Origin of the sequence: Azospirillum sp. TSH64 (assembly GCF_003116035.1) — a bacterium.
In the GTDB taxonomy this organism is placed as follows: Bacteria; Pseudomonadota; Alphaproteobacteria; order Azospirillales; family Azospirillaceae; genus Azospirillum.
Window position 1 is genome coordinate 2987605 of the sequence record NZ_LGQW01000015.1, and the last position, 20379, is coordinate 3007983.

Genomic DNA, 20379 nt, shown 5'->3' on the forward strand with positions numbered 1-20379 from the left:
TGCAACGGTCCAACGGCTTTTCCCCCTATGTCGCGACGGTCGAACTCGACCGCCTGATCCCGGAGCCGCCGCGGTGAGGGGCCGGTTCCAGGCGGGCATCCGGGCGGCAGCCTTGGCACTCGCCATCCTCCTGCCCGGCGCGGCGTTTCCCGCCCTTGCCGCCGGCCCGACGGCCGCTGCCGCGACGGCGCAGCGGACGGTGCCGCGCACCGTCCTGGCGCTGGTCGACCTGCGCGAGGAAAGCACGATCCGCCTCAGCCGCATCCACACGATGGCGGAACTGCCGCTGAGCCATCTGGGTGTGTCGGTGGTCTACTGGAACGTCGCCGACGGCCTGCCCGACCTGTCGCGCTATCCCGACCTGCGCGGCGTCGTCACCTGGTTCGCGGGCGAGCCCTTCCCCGATGTCGGCGCCTATGTCGGCTGGGTGGCGCGTGCGATGGACCGCGGCGTCCGCTTCGCCGTGCTGGGGCAGCCGGGGGTGCGGCTGGAGCGCGGCGGCAGGCCGGTGCCGCTGGCGCTCACCAACCGCTTCTTCGCCCGCTTCGGTCTGCGCGACGACGACGGCTATTCCGACCTGACCTACAAATCGAAGCCGGCGCTGGCCGATGCGATGATCGGCTTCGAGCGGCCTTTGTCGGGGGTGCTGCCCGGCTATCCGCTGTTCCGCAAGACCGACGAGCGTTTCGTCACCCATCTGGCGATGCGGCGCGGCGACGATCCGGCCAGCGACAGCCATCTGGTGGTCACCGGTCCGGCCGGCGGTCTGGTGACGGAAGGGTATGCCCGCTATTTCGACGCCGAGTACAACCGGCGCCAATGGATCGTCGATCCCTTCGCCTTCTTCCGCGACAGCTTCGCCACCGACGACCTGCCGAAGCCCGACGTCACCACTTTGTCCGGGCGGCGGCTCTATTTCAGCCACATCGACGGCGACGGCTGGCGCAACGTGACGGAGGTGGCGCCCTATGCCGCCCGCCGCGTGCTGTCCGCCGACATGGTGCGCACCGCCGCCATCGAGGCCTTCCCCGACCTGCCGGTCAGCGTCGCCCCCATCGTCGGCGACCTCGACCCGACCTGGAAGGGCACGCCGGAGTCGCTGGCGGCGGCCAAGGCGCTGTTCGCCCTGCCGCAGGTTGAGCCGTCCAGCCACACCTGGACCCATCCCTTCCAGTGGGCCTTTTTCAAGGACTACAGCCGGCAGGCCGAGGCGCCCTTCCTCGAGCGCGAGGGCAGCCGCAAGCCCGGAAAAAGTGACGAGCATGCGGCGGAGGAGGCGGGCGAGGTGTCGGACATCGGCCGCTACGCCGTGCCGCGCGCCTATCTGCAGCAGCCCTTCGACCTCGACCAGGAGATCGGCGGCGCTCTCGACTATTTCACCCGGCTGGCTCCCGCCGGCAAGCGGGCGGTGCTGGTGCAATGGTCGGGCGACACCTCCCCCTTCGAGGCGGCGCTGGCGGCGGTGCGCAAGGCCGGCGGGGTCAACATCAACGGCGGCGACGCGCGGTTCGATGCCGATTTCCCGTCCATCACCGGGCTGCCGCCCATCGGCCTGCCGGTGGGGGCGGAACGCCAGATCTACGCCGCCGGCAGCAACGAGAACACCTACACCGACCTGTGGACCAACCGCTTCTACGGCTACCGCAATCTGGTCAACACCATGCGGCATGCCGGCAGCCCGCTGCGGCTGAAGCCCTTCAACGTCTATTACCACATGTACACCGGCCAGAAGCCGGCCAGCCTCAACGCGCTGGTCTCGGTGCTGACCGCCGCGCAGGGGCAGGAGCTGGCGCCGGTCGCCGCCTCCAGCTACGCCCGCATCGCCGAGGGCTTTTACACCACCCGCTTCGAGCCGCTGGACGGCCAGGGCGGCGGGCGGCGTTGGCGCGTGCGCGACCGCGGGGCGCTGAACACGCTGCGCTTCGACCATGCCAGCGCCGATGCGGTCGATTTCGCCCGTTCCAGCGGCGTGCTGGGCCAGCGCCACAGCCAGGGCAGCCTCTATGTGGCGCTCGACCCGGCGGTGGCGGAGCCGGTGGTGGCGCTGGCGGAGAGCGACCGCGCCGACCGCGACCCGCCGGCCGCCATGCCCTATCTGGTGCAGGGCCGCTGGGCCTTCTCGTCCTTCGCCCCGGACGATCACGGCTTCCGCGTCGCCGCCACCGGCTACGGGGCGGGCGGCATGGTCTGGCAGGTGCGGCGGCCCGGCCGCTGGACCGTCACGGCGGAGCGCGACGGCACCCGGCTGTGGTCGGGCAGCGTCGACGCGGATGCCGACGGCCGGCTGGCGCTGACCGTGCCGGTGTCCGCCATAGCACCGCTGCTGCTGCGCTTCCGTGCCACCGACGGCGCGGCGGGGTAGGGCGGCCATGCGCGCGAACCTCCTCGTCGTCCTGCTGATCCTGCTGGCCGGCATCGGTGCCAGCCTGCTGCTGATTCCGCACAGCGCCGAGCTTGCCCTGCAGAAATTCCGCGATCGCGATTACGACAGCGCCCGTGCCGTCTATGAGGAGCGCTATGCCGCCGGCGACCGCAGCGGCGCCACGGTGATGCCGCTGACCCGCCTGACGCTGGCCCAGGGCGACGTCGAGCGCGCCATCGAGCTGACCGAGGGGTTCCTTGCCGCCGAGCCGTCCTCCGTCGAAGCCCGCGAACTGCTCGACCGCCTCTATCAGGATGCGCAGCGGCCGGGCGACCGGCTGGAGAACCTGAAGGCGCTGGCGGAGAGGCGCAACAGCGCCGACCTGTTCCGCGAGCTGGCCTATGCCGCCGGCTTCCGCAACCGGATGGGGATGAAGGCGGAGGCGCTGGTCCGCTACTGCACCCTGCGGCCGGAGGATGTCGAGGCCCAGCAGGAGCTGGCGGCGCTGCTGGCCTCGCGCGGCGACCATGCCGGCGCGGTCGACTGGCTGCTGCGCGCCGACGACCGCGCCACGGGCAACATCCAGCCCGACAGCCGCGAGCTGCTGATGAGCCTGCTGATCGACCTCGACCGCGAGGACGAGGCCTATGAGCGCGCCCGGCGCTGGCTGGGCGAACAGCCGACCGTCGCCGATATGATCGGTCTGGCGAGCCAGCTTGCCGCGGCATCGCGCCCCGATCTCGGGCTGCGGCTGATCGAACCGCAAATCATAGGGCCGCAGGTGGCGGGCCGCGCTCCTGTGCTGGCGCTGGAGCTGACCTACATCGACCTGCTGATCGCCACCGACCGCCGGGAGCCGGCGCGGACCCGCCTGTCGGCGCTGTCCGGTCAGGTGGAGGATGCGCAGTTCGGCCGGCTGCTGGCGCTGGAGGTGAATGCCGGCCTGCCGCGCGCGGCGCTGGAAGCGACCAAGGGCCGCGACCTGCATCTGGTGCCCGACTGGGTCCTGGCCGGGCTGGCGGAAACCGCGCTTCGCGACGGCGACCGGGCTTTCCCCGACCGCCTCTACCGCGAGCTGGGGGAAGACTTCCTCAACGATTACCCGATCCTGGCGGCCAACATCGCGCTTGGCCGCGGCGACCCTGCCGCCGCCGCCGGGTGGGCGGAACGGGCGCTTGTTGGCGATGGGCTGGCGACCGGCGACCGGCTGGGCGCCATCCGCATCCTCGACCGCACCGGCCGCCGCGCCGCCGCGGTCGCCGCCTTCGACCGGTTGCCGAGGTCGGGCACGATGCCCGACGAGCTGCTGGAGGAGCTGGCCGCCCTGTTCATCGACTTCGACCGCGCGCCGGCCGGTCTAGCCTGGTTCACCGCGAGGCGGCAGGCCACGCCGTCTCCGGCCGCCGCCCAGGGCTGGGCACGGCTGGCCGCCAAGGCCGGCGATCCGGCCGAGGTCGCCGACTGGCTGGCCGGCCAGCCCAAGCTGCCGCTCGCCCTGTTGCAGGACATCGCAGGCAGCGCCGCCGAACGCGCTTCCGCAAGTCCCGCCACGGATCCGCGGGCCAATCGGCCTGCCGCTGCCCTGGCGCTGGCCGCCGCCCAGCGCGCCTTCGCGCTCGACCCCTCGCCGCGCAGCCGTCTGGCGCTGGCCGGCGTGCTGACCGCCACCGGCAAGCCGGCCGACGCGCTGCCGCTGCTGGCGCCTCTGCTGGATTCATTGCTCGACAGCGGCGGTGCCGAGGTGGAGGCCGCCTACATCGCCGCACTGGACGGCGCCGGCCGGTCGGAGGAGCTGGCCCGCCACCTGAGCGCCAAGCTGGCGCGGGGAAATCTTTCGGAAGCCGACCAGCAGGCCATCGTCACCATGCTGCTCGACCACAAGGCCTATCGCGCCGCATTGCCGCTGCTGCGCAGTTGGGCGGAGCGGCAAGGGGGAGAGTGGCTGAGCGTCTATGCCGACGCCGCGGCCAAGGCGAATGCGCTGCCCGATCTCGCCGCCCTGCTGCAAGGCCGCGCCGCCGCAGCACCGCTGGCCGAGGCGGAGGATTCGCTGTACCGCGACACGCTGACCCGGCTGGGGCGCAAGGCCGATCTGCGCCGCTATCTGCTGGCCCGCGCCACCGACGACCGCCTGCCGGCCGACAAGCGGCGGGAGCCGGTTTCGGCTCTGCTGGCGCTCGGCGACAAGACGGGGGCCGAGCAGGCGCTGCAACGGCTGGCCGCCGGGCAGGGGCCGCAGGGCGAGGATTTCAGGCAGCTGGCCTATCTCTGGGGGCCGCGCCCGCCGGCGGCCGGGCTCGACTGGATCGAGGCACGGGCCAAGGCCGCCGGCAGCCCGGCCGAGCAGGCGGCATGGTACGACCGCCTTGCCGAGTATGGCGGCGGCCGGCGTGTCATCGCCGGGCTTGCCGCCCAAGGCGCCGCGCCCGTCCAGCCCGCCTTGAAGACCCCCTACATCGAGGCGCTGGCGGCGGCCGGCAAGGGCAAGGAGCTTGCGGAGGCCGTGCGCGCCGCACTGCCGGAGGAAGCCGCCCCGGATCGGCTGCGCCGCTACGCCCGCCTTGCCGAGCAGACCGGCCAGCGCGCCGCCGCCTCGCAGGCCTGGACCGCGCTGCTGGCGCGCAAGCCCGCCGATGCCGACGCGCTGCGCCAGCTGGGCATGCTGGCCTATGACGAGAACCGCCTCGCCGACGCCGAACGGCTGCTGCGCCGCTACGTCGCCACCGGTCCCGACGATTACGAGGCGCATTACTTCCTGGGCGAGGCGCTGACCGCGCTGAAGCGCCCGACGGTGGCGATCCCCTTCTACCGCACCGCTCTGGCGCAGCTGCACGCCCGCGCCACGCGCGGCGACGCGGCGACCCAGACGGAGGCCAACCTGCTGAACCGGCTGGGCAAGGTCGACGACGCCGTGGCGCTGTTCGAGGGCCTGCGCAAGCGCCGCCCGGCCGACCGCCAGTTGAAGGCCGACTACGCATCGATGCTGATCGAAAACGGACGACTGCCGGAGGCCCGCCGTGTCCTGGCCCTTCCGTGATCGGCTTCCAATCGCCCTGCTTTCAGTACCCTCTCCCCCCCGGGGAGAGGGAGGGGCCCCGCGCCCGCGGCGCGGGGAGGGTGAGGGGGGTGCGTGGCGAGGATCCTGGGAAAGTCACGCGGTGCATCCCCCTCACCCTGACCCTCTCCCCGGGGGGGAGAGGGGACTCTTGCCGTTACTCGCCCTCGCTTTCCTTCTCCTCGCCACCCCCGCCCCCGCCCAACCGGCGAGGGTGGAGGCGGTGCGCGAGGCCAGCACCGCCCGCTTCGCCCTGCATTGGTCCGGCACCGTCACCACGGAAACCCAGCGCGACGGCCGCGAGCTGGTGCTCCGCTTCAGCCGCCCGCTCGGCGAAATCTCGGGCGAGGTCCCGCTCGACCGTGTGCCGGAGCGGCTGGAGTCCTGGGTCGACAACATCCTCTACGGCTACGACAGCGTCGTGCTGGTGCTTGGCTCCGGTGTCGAGGCGGCGGTCGCCACCGACCCCGCCGGCCTCAGCATCGCCCTGACCCGCTCCGCCGAGGCCCCCAGCCGCGAGGTCCAGGCTGCCAACCGGGCCGCCGACCGCGCCGCCCAGCGGCGCCTCGACTATTTCCGCGCGCTGGCGCTGATGGAGGGCGGCGACCTCCGCCCGGCGCGCACCCTGCTGCGCGACCTGCTGGCGCAGGAACCGAAGGACGCCCAGTCCACCGCCCTGCTGGCCCAGGCGGAAGAGCGGCTCGGCCGCTGGCGCGACGCGATCATGGCCTATGACACGGCGCTGGAACTGACGCCCGGCGAGCCGTCGCTGGTCCGGGGCAAGGCGCTGCTCCTGCACGAGACGGCCGACCGCAGCCGCCTCGACCTCGAATGGCAGAAGGTGCGCAACGCCGACATGCAGCGCATCGCCCGCTTCAGCGGCATTCAGGAGCTTGGGCGCTCCACCAGCCTGACCTGGGCGCTGGAGCGCCGCGAGGTTGATGTCGATTCCGCCCGCCGCGAGGACGGCCGCTTGGAAGCCTTTCATGGTGCCCGCTCCCGGCTGGAGGCGGCGCTGGTGCATGACTGGCCGGAGCTGGAGCGCTCCACCCTGGCGCTCTACGCCGCCCCGCAGACGCTCGGTGCCGGCTACAGCCATCTGTGGCGCGGCGACGAGTCCGAAACCCGCGCCGGTTTCGCCTGGAGCGAGCCGAGCTTCGCCTTCCTGGAGGGCATCGTCGATGGCGGCCGGCGCGACCGCCTGTTCGTCCAGCACGAGAACCGGCTGTCCGACCGCTGGTCGCTGTCGCTCGGCGCCGGCTACAACCGCTATGGGCTGTCCGGCGAGGCCGATCTGGCGCGCAGCGCCACGCTGGAGGGATCGCTGCGCTACACGCTGAACACTGTCGGCCCGCTGGCCAGCGTCGCCTATGTGCTGGATGCCGAATATGTGGCGCACCGGGAAGAGCGGCAGGACGCTAACGGCCAGCCCTACATCCCGCTGCCGGCGGCGACCCGCGAGGTCCATGCGTTGCAGCTCAATGTCGAGGATTACCTGACCGACTATGTCCGCTATGCGGCGCAGATCGGCTACGCCTACGACCGGCGGGGCCGCAGCGGACCGCAGGGGGCCATCTCGCTGGGATGGGAGCCGGCGGACAATCTGGAGCTGGGATTCCGCGCCAGCCATGCCCGCTCCACCGCGCGCGGCACGGCCAGCGCGGTGAACAGCGCCGGTGTCACCCTGGTCTGGCGCTATTGACGGTGTGTCAACTCTTCATGGTTAAAAAAGGTGGACGAGAGATGCGGCTGACGGGGACCGGAAAGATGGGCAAGGACATGCGGGCCGGCGCGGCACTGCTGGCGGCGGGGCTGCTGCTGGCGGGGTGCGGCGTCGGCCGGATCAACAGCCGTGACTTCGCCCAGCCGAGCGGGGCGCTGCCGGCCGGCTCGACCGTCGCCGTCCTGCCCTTCGAGAATCTGACCAACCACCCCAATGCCGGCCAGATCGCCGCCGACATCGTCTCCACCGAACTCTATGGCGTCGATGGCCTCCGCACGGTGGAGGTCGGCCGGGTCCGCAGCCGCCTGTCCGCCGGCAAGCCGGCTGCCGACGCCGCTTCTACCGCCACCGCCTCCACCGACGGGCAGCCCGACGCCGCCCCGCTGGATGCCCAGGCCGCCGGTCGGACCCTGGGCGTCGATGCGGTGCTGGCCGGCAGCGTGTCGGAATACGGCTATCAGCATGGCCTGCGCGAGGAGCCGGTCGTCGGCCTGAACGCCCGGCTGGTGCGGGTGTCGGACGGCGCCGTCCTCTGGACCTCCAGCCAGTCGGAGGCCGGCCGCGGCTATTTCAGCCGCGACAGCGTCAACAACGTCGCCCAGCGCGTGGCGACCCGCATGATCCACAGCCTGCGGCCTGTCGTCGCCGCCACCCGCTGAGGCCCCGACCCGCATGAGCAGCCTGCCGAGCCCATCCATCGCCGACAGCGCTTCGCCCCGCCGCTGGCTCGGCCTGCGGCCGGTCGCCCTGCTGGAGCTGTTGCTGTTCTTCGGCGTGGCGCTGGGGCTGGACGGCTGGCTCGGCGCCGGGCTGCGCTTCGAGGGGGTGCAGCCGCATCCCTTCTGGATCCCGGTCCTGCTGCTGGCGATCCAGTACGGCACCAACGAGGGGGTGCTGGCGGCGCTGGTGGCGTCGGCGGCGCTGCGGCTCGGCAACATGCCCGATGCCGGGATCGGCCAGGACCTCTACGACCATCTCTTCGCCTTGACCCGCGAGCCGATCCTCTGGCTGGTCGCCGCCGTGCTGTTCGGCGAGCTGCGGATGCGCCAGCTGCGCGAGCGCGAGGATCTCCGCGCCGGCCTTGCCGCCGCCCGGCAGGAGGCCGAGGCCATCGCCCGCTCCTACCGCGCGCTGAAATCGGTGAAGGAAAGCCTGGAGACCCGCGTCGCCGGCCAGCTGCGCACCGTCTTCACCCTCTATCAGGCCGCCAAGTCCATCGACCATCTCGACGAGGGCGAGGTGATGCTGGGCATCGCCGACCTCGTCCGCACCGTCATGAAGCCGGAGAAATTCTCGCTGTTCCTGCTGAACAACGACGTTCTGGAATCGGTGACGAACGAGGGCTGGGACGACGAGACCGACAGCTATGCCCGCTGGTTCGACAGCGGCACGCCGCTGTTCCAGACCGTGATCGCCCGCCAGCGCCAGCTTTGCGTCAACCGCGCCGACGACGAGCGCGTGCTCGCCGGCGAAGGCGTGATGGCCGGCCCGCTGATCAGCGCCGACACCGGCGAGGTGCTGGGCATGGTGAAGATCGAAAGCCTGGGCTTCACCGACCTCAGCGTCAACACGGTCGAGAATTTCCGCATCCTGTGCGAATGGATCGGCACCGCGATGGCGAAGGCGCGCCAGTACCGCACCGCCAGCGAACAGCGGGTCTTCACCGACGAGGCGCTTTACTCCTCCAGCTACATCGGCCGGCAGGCGGAGTTCCTCGCCCTTCTCGGCCGCCGCATGGGCTTCGAGACCACCGCCATCACCATCCGCCCGACCGGCCTGTCGCGCCTGTCGGTGGCCCAGCGCGCCGACCTCGCCGCCGCCATCGGCGAGGCGGTGCGCGGCAGCCTGCGCGACACCGACCTCGCCTGCGATTTCGGCCATCAGGGCACGTCCTTCGGCGTGGTGCTGGCCGGCACGCCGCTGGAGGGCGCCAAGCAGGTGGAGGCGAAGCTGGAGCGCGCGGTGCGCCAGGCGCTGCCCGCCGGCCTTTCCACCATCCCCATCGGCTTCGTCACCCGCCGCATCGACCCGCCGGCCCCTGCGGCCGGGCAGAATACCGCCGGGCAAAAGGTCGGGGAGGTCGCGCAATGAGCGGACCTGACTCCACCCAATCGGCTTCCGACCTCTCCGATCCCGCCGCCCTGCTGGCGGGCGAGCGTCCGGCCGCCGACGCGGCGGAACTGGCGGCGGTGGCGCTCGCCGCCGGGCTGCTCGATGCCGCGGCGCTGTCGCCCGGCCTGACCGCAATCCCCTTCGCCGTTCCGCTGGCCGCGGCGCTGCATCTGCTGCTCTGCGCCCTGGTCGGTCTGTGGGTGCGCGGCCGGGTGCGGCGCGGGCGCGACCTGCGGCTGGCCGGGCTGCTGCTGGTCACCATCGTGCCGCTGGGGCCGCTGGGCGCCGCCTGCACGCTGATGACCGCGGCGCTGCTGGCGCTGTTCAGCCGCTATGCCACCGGCTTCCAGGACTGGTACCTTTCGCTCTTCCCCGACAGCGAGACCGGCCCGGCGCAGGAGCTGTACGAGCTGATCGTGACCGGCCGCGAGAACGCCCATCTGATGGCCGGCGACTCCTTCACCGACGTGATGTCGGTCGGCTCGCCGCAGCAGAAGCAGGCGGTGATCGCCCTGGTCGCCCGCCATTTCCGCCCGGCCTTCACCCCCGCCCTGAAGGCCGGGCTGGCCGACGCCGACCCGTCCGTCCGCGTCCAGGCCGCCACCGCCACCGCGCGGGTGGAGCATGAGTTCAACGAGCGCTGGCTGGCGCTCGACCACGCCGCCCGCAGCCGCCCCGACGATGCCGCCAGCCTCGCGGGGCTCGCCCGCCATCTCGACGATTACGCCTTCTGCGGCCTGCTCGATTCCAACCGCGAGGCGGAGATCCGCGACAAGGCGCTGGAGGGCTACCGGCGCAGCCTGGACCTCGCTCCCGACGATGACGGCATCCGCCACGACCTGGGCCGGCTGCTCCTGCGCTGCGGACTGGCGGCGGAGGCGGCGGAAAGGCTGGAACCGATGATCGACCGCACGCCCGACCGCCGCATCCTGTTCTGGTATGCCGAGAGCCTGTTCCGGCTCGGCCGCTTCGCCGACCTGCGGGTGCTGCCGGCCCGGCGGTCCGATTTGCTGGGCGACGGGGCGGAGCTTCCCGACACGCTGCGCGATGTCTTCGCCCTGTGGCGCGATGACGTCCCGGCAGCCACGGGTATCGCCGGGCGGGAGCTTGCCGCATGAGCCGCCCCTTCCCTGAAGCGCCCCCTGAAGCGCCCCAGGCCCCCAGGGCCGACGTCTGCCTGCTGATGGAGGGCTCCTATCCCTATGTCGCGGGCGGCGTGTCGACCTGGACCCATGACCTGATCCGGTCCCATTCCGACCTGACCTTCCACATTGTGGCCCTGGTCGCCGACCGCAGCGCCCGCAAGCTCGCCTATGAGCTGCCGCCCAACGTCACCGGCCTGACCCATGTCTATCTCCAGGACCCGCCCGCCGGCTGGCGCTGGCAGCCCGGCACCGGCCGGCTGCTGAAGGAGCTGGAGAAACCGCTGGCCCGCCTGCAGCAGGGGGGAGGGCTGGCCGAGGTGGCGGAGGTGCTGCGGCTGTTGGCCCCCCGGCGCGGCCGGATCGGCAAGCGGGCGCTGCTGAACTCCGAGGACGCCTTCCAGATGGTGGTGCGCATGTGCAGGGCCGCCCTGCCGGACGCCTCCTTCCTCGAATATTTCTGGGGCAGCCGGGCGCTGATGAGCGGGCTGTTCGCCACGCTGCTGGTGCCGATGCCGCAGGCTGGGGTCTATCATGCCGTCTCCACCGGCTATGCCGGGCTGTTCGCCGCGCGGGCGCGGCTGGAAACCGGGCGGCCGGCGCTGCTGACCGAACACGGCATCTACACCAACGAACGGCGCATCGAGATCCTGATGGCCGAATGGCTGTTCGAGGGAGCCGACACCTCGCTGGCGCTCGACAAGAAGAAGCGCGACCTGCGCGACCTGTGGCTCGACACCTTCGCCAGCTATTCCAAGGCCTGCTACGACGCCTGCGACCGCATCATCACCTTGTACGGCGGCAATCAGGAGTTCCAGCGCCGCCAGGGCGCCGATCCGGCCAAGCTGATGATCGTGCCCAACGGCATCGACTATGCCGGCTATTCCCAGGTGCAGCGCGAGTCCACGCCGCGCCCGCCGACCATCGCCCTGATCGGCCGCGTCGTGCCGATCAAGGACGTGAAGACCTATGTCCGGGCGGCCGCCATCCTGCGCGAGGACATCCCCGATCTGAAGGCGATGATCCTCGGGCCGCTGGAGGAGGATCCCGGCTATGTCGAGGAATGCCGCAGCATCGTGAAGCATCTTGGGCTGGAGCAGACGGTGATCTTCGCCGGCCGGGTCAAACTGACCGACTGGCTGGGCAGGATCGACGCCATCGCGCTGACCAGCGTCAGCGAGGCGCAGCCGCTGGTGATCCTGGAGGCCGGGGCGTCGGGCGTTCCGACGGTGGCGACCGATGTCGGCTCCTGCTCCGAGCTGCTGATGGGCCGCCCGGACGAGGTGCCGCCGCTGGGGCCGGGCGGGGCGGTGACGCCGCTGGCCAGCCCGCTCGACACCGCGCGGGAACTGCGCGCCCTGCTGCTCGACCGCGCGTGGCGCGACCGCTGTGCCCAGGCCATCGCCCGGCGTGTCGCCCAATCCTACGACAAGGTCGCCATCGACCGCGTCTACCGCGCCATCTACGACGAGCACATCGCCATGCCGACCCGGCTTTCCCCGGAGCATGACGGCATCGGCCTGAAGGGAGCCGCCTGAGATGGCCGGCATCGGCTTCGCCCTCCGCCGGCTGGCCCGGCGCGACGACCTGCTCGGCGTGTTGCAGGGCTATGCCCATTCCGCCTTCATCACGTCGGGCCCCTGGATGTTCACCATCCTGGCGCTGGCCGGCATCACGCTGTTCGGCCGCGATCTGGTGGGGATGGAGGAGCTGACGCTGTTCCGCGTCGTGGTGATCTACAATTTCTGCTTCTCGGTCGTCTTCACCGGGCCGCTGGTGCTGGTCGCCACCCGCTATCTCGCCGACGCCATCTATGCCAAGGAGGTCGAGGCCGCACCCGGCATGCTGCTGGCGACGCTGGGGCTGGCCTATGCCATCGCCGGGCTGACCGCCGGACCCTTCTATCCGCTGTTCAGCGGGTTGCCGCTGCCGCTGATGCTGGGCGGGCTGGCGAACTTCTTCCTGGTCTGCGGCATCTGGGTGGTGTCGATCTTCCTGTCGGCGCTGAAGGACTATCTGGCGGTCACCGTCGCCTTCGGCGTCGGCATGGCGGCGGGTCTGGCCGGTGCGGTCCTGCTGGGCGGCCGCTTCGGTGCCGCCGGGATGGTCTGGGGATTCTCCGCCGGGCTGGCGGTGATCCAGTTCGGGCTGATCGCGCGGGTGCTGGCCGAATACCCCCATCCGGTCGGCCGGATGTTCGACTTCCTCGGCTATTTCCGCAAATACGCCGATCTGGCGCTGATCGGCCTGTTCGCCAACGCCGCCGTCTGGACCGACAAGTGGATCATGTGGTTCGCGCCGGAACGCGAGCTGGTCTCCGGCGCCATGGCGATCTACAGCGCCTATGACGGCGCCATGTTCATCGCCTATCTGACGACCCTGCCGGCGCTGACCCTGTTCACGGTGAACATCGAGACCCGCTTCTTCGAGCATTACCAGGGCTTCTACCGCGACATCCAGAAGCATGCGACCTACGACCAGATCGCCCGCAACCACCGCGCCATCATCGCCGCCCTGCTCGACAGCAGCCGCAACCTGATCATCCTGCAAGGGGCGGTCTGCGCCGTCTGCATCTTCCTGGCCCCAAGCATCATCGGTGCCCTCGGGTTGCAGTACCAGCAGATCGGCATGTTCCGCTTCGGCGTGCTGGGCGCCTTCTTTCAGGTGCTGTTCCTGTTCTGCACGGTGATCCTCGCCTATTTCGACCTGCGCGGGCGGAATTTGACGGTGCAGCTGGTCTATCTGGCCGCCAACGCCGGCTTCACCCTGCTGTTCAGCCGGATGGGCTTCCCCTGGTACGGCTACGGCTATTTCCTCAGCTCGCTGCTGGCCTTCGCGGTGGCCTATCTGATGGTGGCGGACGCGGTGCGGCGGCTGCCCTATTTCGCCTTCGTCGCCAACAACCCGTCGGTGCGATGACCCGCCGCCTCGCCGCCCTGCTGCTGACCGCCCTGCTGCTGCCGGCCGCCGCCGGGGCCGAGGAGGTGCTGCGCACCGACCGCACCGAACCGGGCCATCTGGGTCCGACCTTCCGCGCCTATGAACCGCCGCCGCCCGGCCACGAGCCGCGCCTGCGCCGCACCGAGAGCCGCATCGTCTACAAGCTGCCCAACGGCCTGAACGGCCTCGCCACGCGCGACCGCACCCTGTCGCACCTGTGCCAGCGCGGCGCCTTCCTGCAACAGATCGACGGGCTCTATTGGGCGGCGACGCCGGACTACCGCTATGGGGTGGCCTTTTCCGGCGGCGCCAATCTGGTCGATCCGCAGAACCGCCGTCAGCCCGGCAAGACCTATTTCTTCCGCAACCAGGACAGCCGCTGCGAGGTCTGGATCGGCGACCAGGCGAAGCTGATGCCGCACTATATCGGGGGGTAAGTTCCCTCTCCCGCCCAGCAAATCCCCTCTCCCCCCCGGGGAGAGGGTTAGGGTGAGGGGGAAGCACAGCGTTCCGTCACGAGAATCCTACCTATGCATCCCCCTCACCCCGGCCCTCTCCCCGGGGGGAGAGGGAGAATCCCCCGACCGTGCCGGCGTTTTTCTTCCCGCCGTTACCTGCCTCCCCGCATCCATGGTAGCGTTCTCGCCGGTGCCCACTTGCGGAGGTTCCCGCCGATGCCGTCCGGATGGAACAGTGAACACACCCCCGAAAACTGTTTCACGCCGTTCCAAACGTCGCATCCGGCTCCGCCTCGCATCCCGGCCCCTCGCATCGCGCTTGGCCGACCCCATATAGGGCCGGTCATCGGCCAGACGTGAACGACCGCCCGTGCGTATTCCCGACCTGAACAGCCTCTACGACGCCGGCAGCCGGCTTCTCCTGGAATCGACGGTGCGCGTCGGCGTCACCGGGCTGCGGCGGGCGGGCAAGACCGTCTTCGTCACCGCCATCGTCGACAACCTGCTGAAGAGCGGGCGGCTGCCCTTCATGGATGTCGTCTCGTCCGGCCGGTTCCAGGCGGCGCGGCTGCGGCCGCAGCCCGATCCCGACGTGCCGCGCTTCGATTTCGAAGGCCATCTCGCTGCCCTGACCGGCCCCGATCCCCATTGGCCGGAGCCGACGCGCGGCATCGGCCAGATGCGCGTCTCGCTGCGCTACCGTCCGGATTCGGCGCTGAAGCGCACCGTGCAGCCGATGGCGACGCTCAATGTCGACCTCGTCGATTATCCCGGCGAATGGCTGCTCGACCTGCCGCTGCTGCGCCAGAGCTTTGCGGAATGGAGCGCCCAGACCCTCGAACTCGCCGCCCGTCCGCCGCGCGACGAGCTGTCCGCCTCGTGGCGCGGCTGGCTCGCCACCATCGACCCGGCCGCCCCGGCGGAGGAGGAGGCGGCGCGGCGCGGGGCGGCGCTCTACACCGACTATCTCCATGCCTGCCGCCGCGCCGACACGCTGCTCAGCCTGATCCAGCCCGGCCGCTTCGTCGAACCCGGCGACATGAAGGACGCGCCGCTGCTGACCTTCTGTCCCCTGCATGGCAATCAGCCCAACGGATCGAGGGGCCGCGGCAGCCTGTGGGCGCTGATGGAGGACCGGTACGAGGCCTACAAGACCAACGTCGTCCGCCGCTTCTTCGCCGAGCATTTCGCCCGGCTCGACCGCCAGATCGTGCTGATCGACGTGCTGGGCGCGCTGAATGCCGGCCCCGCCGGGATGGCCGACATGAAGCGGGCGCTGGAGTTGAGCCTGGAGCCGTTCCGCCATGGTTCGTCGGGCTGGCTCGACTGGCTGTTCGGCAGCAAGATCGACCGCGTGCTGTTCGCCGCGACCAAGGCCGACCACATCGCCGCCCACCAGCATGCCCAGCTGCGGGCCTTGCTCGACCGGCTGGTCGGCGACGCCCGCAACGCCATCCGCTTCGAGGGCGCCCAGGTCGAGACCATGGCCATCGCCGCGCTGAAATGCACCGAAAGCGTGGTGACGGAGCATGAAGGGCGGCAGCTGCGCTGCGTGCGCGGCGTGCCGGTCGGGCGCGACCGTCCGACCGTGCTGTTCCCCGGCGAAATTCCGGAGGATGCCGAGGCCTTCCCGCCCGGCCGCGACCGCCCCTACAACTTCCTGGCCTTCCGCCCGCCCGACGACCTCGGCCGCGATCCGCGCGGCCTGCCGCACATCCGCGTCGACCAGGCCCTGCAATTCCTTCTCGGGGACTATCTGACGTGACGGAGCGCGAGACCCGCAAAGCCTCAAAGGGGTGGGTTCCGCCGATGGAGCTGGAACTCGACCGCGCGGCACCCGTGCCGGCGGAGGAGGAGACAGCCCTGCTGACCGGCTCCGGCGATCCCGCCGACCTGCTGCCGGCCCCGGCCACCCCGGTGCGGACCACGCGCCGGCTGGGGCGCTGGCTGTTCGGGGCGCTGGCGGCGCTGGTTCTGGTGGCGCTGGGCTTCGACACCGCCGATCTATTGGCCCGCGCCTTCGCCACCAGCCTCGCGCTGGGCGTGCTGGTCGGTTTGCTGGCCGCCACCGCCGGCATCGCGGCCCTGGCGATGCTGGTGACCGAGCTGCTGTCGCTCCGCCGCCTGCGCCGCATCGAGGAACTGCGGGCGGAGGCCGGCCGGCTGGAGCTGGACGCCCCCGGCGGCCGGGCCGACCGGTTCGCCGGATCGCTGGTGGCGCTCTATGCCGACCGGCGGGAGCTGGCCCCGGCGCTGGCCCGCGTGCGCGACCATGTCACCGACGCCCATGACGAGCATGAGGTGGTCCGGCTGCTCGACCGCGAGGTGCTGAGCCCGCTCGACCGGGCCGCCTATCAGCGGGTGCTGCGCGCCTCGCGCGACACCGCTGTCGCCACCGCTCTGAGCCCGGCGGCTCTGCTGGATTTCGCGGTGGTCCTCTGGCGCAACCTGAAGCTGGTGCGGGAGATCGCCGCCCTCTATGGCGCCCGGCCCGGCTATGTCGGCTCGCTGCGGCTGTTGCGCCGGATGCTCGCCAACATCGCCGTCGCCGGGGTGGCGGAAAGCGCCCACCATGTCGCGGTGGAGGCGCTGGGCGGGTCGCTCGCCGCCGCCATTTCAACGCGGATGGGGCAGGGGGTGATCAACGGCCTGCTGACCGCGCGGGTCGGGCTGACCGCCATGCACCTGTGCCGCCCCATCGCCTTCGGCCCGGACAACCGTCCCAGCCTCAATCGCATCAGGAAGGAGCTGCTGTCCTTGCCCAAGCAAGTGCTGTGATACCGTCGGGCGTACGCCCGACGGTATGGGCCGCGACTGCGGCCCCGCAGGCCCATGCCTGCGAAGGCAAGCGGCCGGATGGCCGCGCCCGCCGATTGAGGGCGAGTAAAAAGAGCGCTCAGGCGTCGGCCATTGCGTCCGCTTCGGAGCCATGAACGGTGCCGATGGCATGCAGCGAGCTTTGCAGGGTCAGCCGGTCAAGCTGCTCCACCCGCAGGCTGGCGAAGATCTTGATGCGGCTTTCCAGCTCCACATAGGTGCGGCGGAAGGCCATGCGGATGCGGTCCTCCGTCCCGCTGGCGGCCGACGGATCCTCGACCCCCCAATGGGCGGTCAGCGGCGTGCCGTTCCACACCGGGCACATCTCGCCTGCGGCCTGATCGCAGACGGTGAAGACGAAATCCAGCGCCGGCGCGTCCGGCCGGGAGAACTCGTCCCAGCTTTTCGACCGCAGACCCTCGGTCGGCAGATTGAAGGCCTTCAGCGTCGCCAGCGTGTGCGGGTTGATCTGGCCCGACGGGTAGCTGCCGGCCGACCATGCGTTGAAGCGGCCGGCGCCCCACCGCCGCATCAGGCATTCCGCCATGATGCTGCGCGCCGAATTGTGGGTGCAGAGAAACAGGGCGTTGTAGGTTTTCTGCTCGGTCATCGCCAACCCCAGGGTTCGGCCCGCCGGCAGGGTGTCGGCGGGAACGGGACGGCGGCACTGTGCCGTCCGCCCCGCTCCCGGTTCAAATCAAGCTTTTATGTCAAGCCCGACACCTCATGCGAGGTCGAAGACCAGCACTTCGGCCTCATAAGCCCGGTCCAGCGTCACCGCCTCCTCGTTGGACAGGGCTGCACCGTCGCCGGCCTTCAGCAGGGTGCCGTTCAGATGGACCCAGCCACGGGCGACCTGGACCCAGGCATGGCGGCCGGGGCGCAGCGGCAGCGTGGCGCTTTCCTCGCCGTCCAGCAGGGCGGCATACAGGTCGACATCCTGATGGATGACGGTGCTGCCGTCGCGGCCATCCCGCGACCCGACCAGCTTCAGCGTGCCGCGCTTCTGCTCGGCCGGGAAATCCGCCTGCTGGTAGCCGGGCGCCAGGTTGTTGGCCTCCGGCAGGATCCAGATCTGGAGGAAATGCACCGGTTCGGTGTCCGACGCATTATATTCGCTGTGGCGGATGCCGCGGCCGGCGCTCATCACCTGGACCTCGCCCGGACGGATCACCGACCCGGTGCCGATGGAGTCCTTGTGCTCCAGCGCGCCGTTCAGCACATAGGAGACGATCTCCATGTTGGCGTGCCCATGGGTGGGGAAGCCGGCGCCGGGGATCACCCGATCCTCGTTGATGACCCGCAGGGCGCGGAAGCCCATATGGCCGGGATCCAGGTAGTGGCCGAACGAGAAGCTGTGGTTGCTGTTCAGCCAACCCATGTTGGCGACCCCACGCTCGTCGCGATGGCGAATGGTGATCATGATGAAACCCTCCTTTGCCTTCGGGGTGTGTGCCCTTGTCTGGAGGGGAATTTGGCACCGGACAGCAAATCGAACAATCAGGCGAAATTACACAAGATCGTCCTTCATGGAGCGACAATATCACCCCGCCAGCGGCACGCCCACGGCGAACACGGTTCCACGCCCTTCCACCGACCGCACCGTCACCGGATGCCCCAGCAGCCGGGCCAGACGTTCGACGATGGCGAGGCCGAGGCCGATGCCCTCGCTGCGGTCGCGGTCGGGACGGTCGAGCTGGACGAATTCCTCGAAGATGCGCTGGCGGTCGGGCTCGGCGATGCCGCGGCCGGTGTCGTAGACCTCGATCCACAGCGTGTCGCCACGGGTGCGGCAGCCGACCAGCACGCCGCCGCTCTCGGTGTAGCGGATGGCGTTGGCGATCAGGTTGCGGACGATCCGCTCCAGCAGGGCCGGATCGCTGCGCACGACCGCATCGGTCGGGATGGCGCGGAGCCGCAGCCCCTTCGCCTCCGCCTGTCCGGCGAACTCGGCCTCGAGCTGGTCGAGCAGGGGGGAGAGCGGCAGGTCGGCCGGCTTCGGCGACACCACCCCCGATTCCAGCTTGGAGATGTCGAGGATGGCGTTCAGCAGGTCGCGCATCGACCGTTGCGCCGCCTTCAGGTCGGTCAGCAGGGCCGCCGCCTTGGCGCTCTGCGGCTGGCGTTCCAGCATGCCGGTGAACATGCCGATGGCCTGCAGCGGTTGCTGCAGGTCGTGGCTGGCATGGGCGAGGAAACGGGACTTCGCCCGGTGCGCCTGCTCCGCCGCGGTCTTGGCGGTGTGCAGTTCGGCCGTCCGCTCGCGCACCTGCTGTTCCAGCGTGGCGTTGGCCCGCTCGATGGTTTCCGCCATGCGCAGGATTTCGGTGAACTGCCGGCGCACCTGCCGCGTCATCGGCCGGAAGATCGCCAGCGCCTCCACCGCCAGGATCAGCAGGGTGATCAGCAGCGCCGCCAAGCCCAGCCGGTGCAGGGTCTGGAAACCGGCCTCTCCCTCCTCCTGGTAGAGCGCGACCATCTCCTCCAGCCGGTCCAGCAGCGGGCCGAGCGCCTGGGCGGTGATGCGGTTGGCTTCGGCGGGGTCCGGCGGCTGGCCGGTGGACGCGGCGGCGATAACGCGGCGCAAGGCGGCGATATGCCCGGTCACCACCGGGTCGAGCGGGTCGGGGCCGCTGAAGAACAGGTCTCGCGGCGGCGGACCCAGCGGCGGGCCTTCCTCCGACCCGGACTGGCCGCTCAGGCGCCGGTGGGTTGCCTCGAACATGCCCGTGGCCTCGTCCAGCCGCTGGGCAAGGTCGGCGCGCACCACCGGGTCGGTGGCGCTCCTCAGCTGTTCCACCAGCAGGGCCGTCCGTTGCGACAGCATGCGCTGGCGGCCGGAGACGTTGACGACCTCAAGCATGCGTTCATGCTGGCCGATCACCCGCTCCGTCATGACGAAGCCGGCCAGCGTGCCCAGCGCGATCAAGGTCAGCGCCAGGGCGTAGCGCAGGGTCATCCAACGGGCTGTCGTCGTGCCGATCGGTATCATGCGCTCGTCCCCCGGGCCGTGATCGCCCCAATGCGGTACCGATCATGGGGCAGCCTGCCGCATCGCAGCAAGGCCAGAGCGTGGCGGCGACGCTATGACGCTTCGGTAAAGCCGCAGGCTTCCAGCGCCGCCCGCATGTGGGGCGGAACCGGGGCCACGGCGCCGACCGGATCGCGCTTGGGGTAGAGCGGCAGCGAGATGGCGCGGGAGTGCAGATGCAGCGGTTTGCCGTCCGGCCCGCCATATTGCGGGTCGCCGACCAGCGGACAGCCGATGGAGGCGCAATGGACGCGGATCTGGTGGGTCCGGCCGGTGTGCGGCGTCAGTTCCAGCCAAGTGAGCCCATCGGCCTGCCCGCGCACGACATAATCGGTGACCGCCGCCTGCCCGTCGGGCGAACCGACGATGCGCCAGCCGCCGGTCTTGTTGGACACCTTGGCGAGCGGCAGTTCGATCCGCCCGGACTCCTGGGGCGGCATGCCGGCGACCACCGCCCAATAGGTCTTATCGACCTTGCCGTTCTGGAACAGGATGCCGATCTTGCGCAACGCCTTGGCATGGCGGCCGAGGATCAGGCAGCCCGACGTGTCGCGGTCCAGCCGGTGGGCCAGCGACGGCGGCTTGGGAAAGCCGAAGCGCAGCGCATCGAAATGCCGCTCCAGGTTCGGCCCGCCGGCAGGACCGGCATGGACCGGCAACCCGGCGGGCTTGTCGAGGATCAGCATCAGCCCGTCACGGTACAGGATGCGGTCTTGGATTTGGGCGGGTGTCACGGGTT

Annotated in this window: 15 protein-coding genes; 11 read left to right on the plus strand and 4 right to left on the minus strand. The window is 70.7% G+C overall.

The features are described from left to right. The first annotated feature begins 73 nt into the window (after positions 1-73). From TSH64_RS15090 to TSH64_RS15140, 11 genes are all read left to right on the plus strand, one after another. Positions 74-2362 (plus strand): hypothetical protein, encoded by a 2289-nt coding sequence (locus TSH64_RS15090; protein ID WP_158285375.1) that lies wholly within the window; start codon positions 74-76, stop codon positions 2360-2362. Positions 2363-2369: 7 nt separating this feature from the next. Beyond that, positions 2370-5399, plus strand: coding sequence for a tetratricopeptide repeat protein (locus tag TSH64_RS15095; protein ID WP_109446048.1), 3030 nt, complete (start codon positions 2370-2372; stop codon positions 5397-5399). A 169-nt stretch (positions 5400-5568) separates the two neighbouring features. Further along, on the plus strand, positions 5569-7119 hold the full coding sequence (locus TSH64_RS15100; protein ID WP_247872948.1) for a hypothetical protein: 1551 nt from the start codon (positions 5569-5571) through the stop codon (positions 7117-7119). A gap of 41 nt (positions 7120-7160) precedes the next feature. Then, the gene (locus tag TSH64_RS15105) at positions 7161-7799 is read left to right on the plus strand and encodes a hypothetical protein (RefSeq protein ID WP_109446053.1); all 639 of its coding nucleotides are present in this window, start codon (positions 7161-7163) and stop codon (positions 7797-7799) included. A gap of 13 nt (positions 7800-7812) precedes the next feature. Further along, positions 7813-9231, plus strand: coding sequence for a GAF domain-containing protein (locus tag TSH64_RS15110; protein WP_109446055.1), 1419 nt, complete (start codon positions 7813-7815; stop codon positions 9229-9231). Beyond that, a complete protein-coding gene (locus TSH64_RS15115) occupies positions 9228-10370 on the plus strand; it encodes a hypothetical protein (protein WP_109446057.1) in 1143 nt (380 codons plus the stop codon). Before TSH64_RS15110 ends, TSH64_RS15115 begins: the two co-directional genes overlap by 4 nt. Continuing rightward, positions 10367-11932, plus strand: a complete 1566-nt coding sequence (gene pelF, locus TSH64_RS15120) for a GT4 family glycosyltransferase PelF (RefSeq protein WP_109446059.1) — start codon at positions 10367-10369, stop codon at positions 11930-11932. Before TSH64_RS15115 ends, pelF begins: the two co-directional genes overlap by 4 nt. Position 11933: 1 nt before the next feature. Further along, a complete protein-coding gene (pelG, locus tag TSH64_RS15125; protein WP_109446061.1) occupies positions 11934-13313 on the plus strand; it encodes an exopolysaccharide Pel transporter PelG in 1380 nt (459 codons plus the stop codon). Continuing rightward, positions 13310-13771 carry a hypothetical protein gene (locus tag TSH64_RS15130; protein ID WP_109446063.1) on the plus strand — a complete coding sequence of 154 codons (462 nt, stop codon included), beginning with the start codon at positions 13310-13312 and terminating at the stop codon, positions 13769-13771. Before pelG ends, TSH64_RS15130 begins: the two co-directional genes overlap by 4 nt. Before the next feature lie 391 nt (positions 13772-14162). After that, the gene (locus TSH64_RS15135) at positions 14163-15557 is read left to right on the plus strand and encodes a YcjX family protein (protein ID WP_109446065.1); all 1395 of its coding nucleotides are present in this window, start codon (positions 14163-14165) and stop codon (positions 15555-15557) included. Then, positions 15554-16570, plus strand: coding sequence for a TIGR01620 family protein (locus TSH64_RS15140; RefSeq protein ID WP_109446067.1), 1017 nt, complete (start codon positions 15554-15556; stop codon positions 16568-16570). The genes TSH64_RS15135 and TSH64_RS15140 overlap by 4 nt, the downstream gene beginning before the upstream one ends. A gap of 118 nt (positions 16571-16688) precedes the next feature. On the opposite strand, the gene TSH64_RS15145 is transcribed toward TSH64_RS15140, so the two are convergent. The 4 genes from TSH64_RS15145 to TSH64_RS15160 form a co-directional block, all read right to left on the minus strand. Continuing rightward, complete coding sequence (locus TSH64_RS15145; protein ID WP_109446069.1) at positions 16689-17219, minus strand: arsenate reductase ArsC; 531 nt, start codon at positions 17217-17219, stop codon at positions 16689-16691. A 114-nt stretch (positions 17220-17333) separates the two neighbouring features. Next, on the minus strand, positions 17334-18032 hold the full coding sequence (locus TSH64_RS15150; RefSeq protein ID WP_109446071.1) for a pirin family protein: 699 nt from the start codon (positions 18030-18032) through the stop codon (positions 17334-17336). 120 nt (positions 18033-18152) lie between these two features. Then, positions 18153-19601 (minus strand): ATP-binding protein, encoded by a 1449-nt coding sequence (locus TSH64_RS15155; RefSeq protein ID WP_109446073.1) that lies wholly within the window; start codon positions 19599-19601, stop codon positions 18153-18155. Between the two features lie 92 nt (positions 19602-19693). After that, the gene (locus TSH64_RS15160) at positions 19694-20374 is read right to left on the minus strand and encodes an RNA pseudouridine synthase (protein WP_109446075.1); all 681 of its coding nucleotides are present in this window, start codon (positions 20372-20374) and stop codon (positions 19694-19696) included. Between the last annotated feature and the right edge of the window lie 5 nt (positions 20375-20379).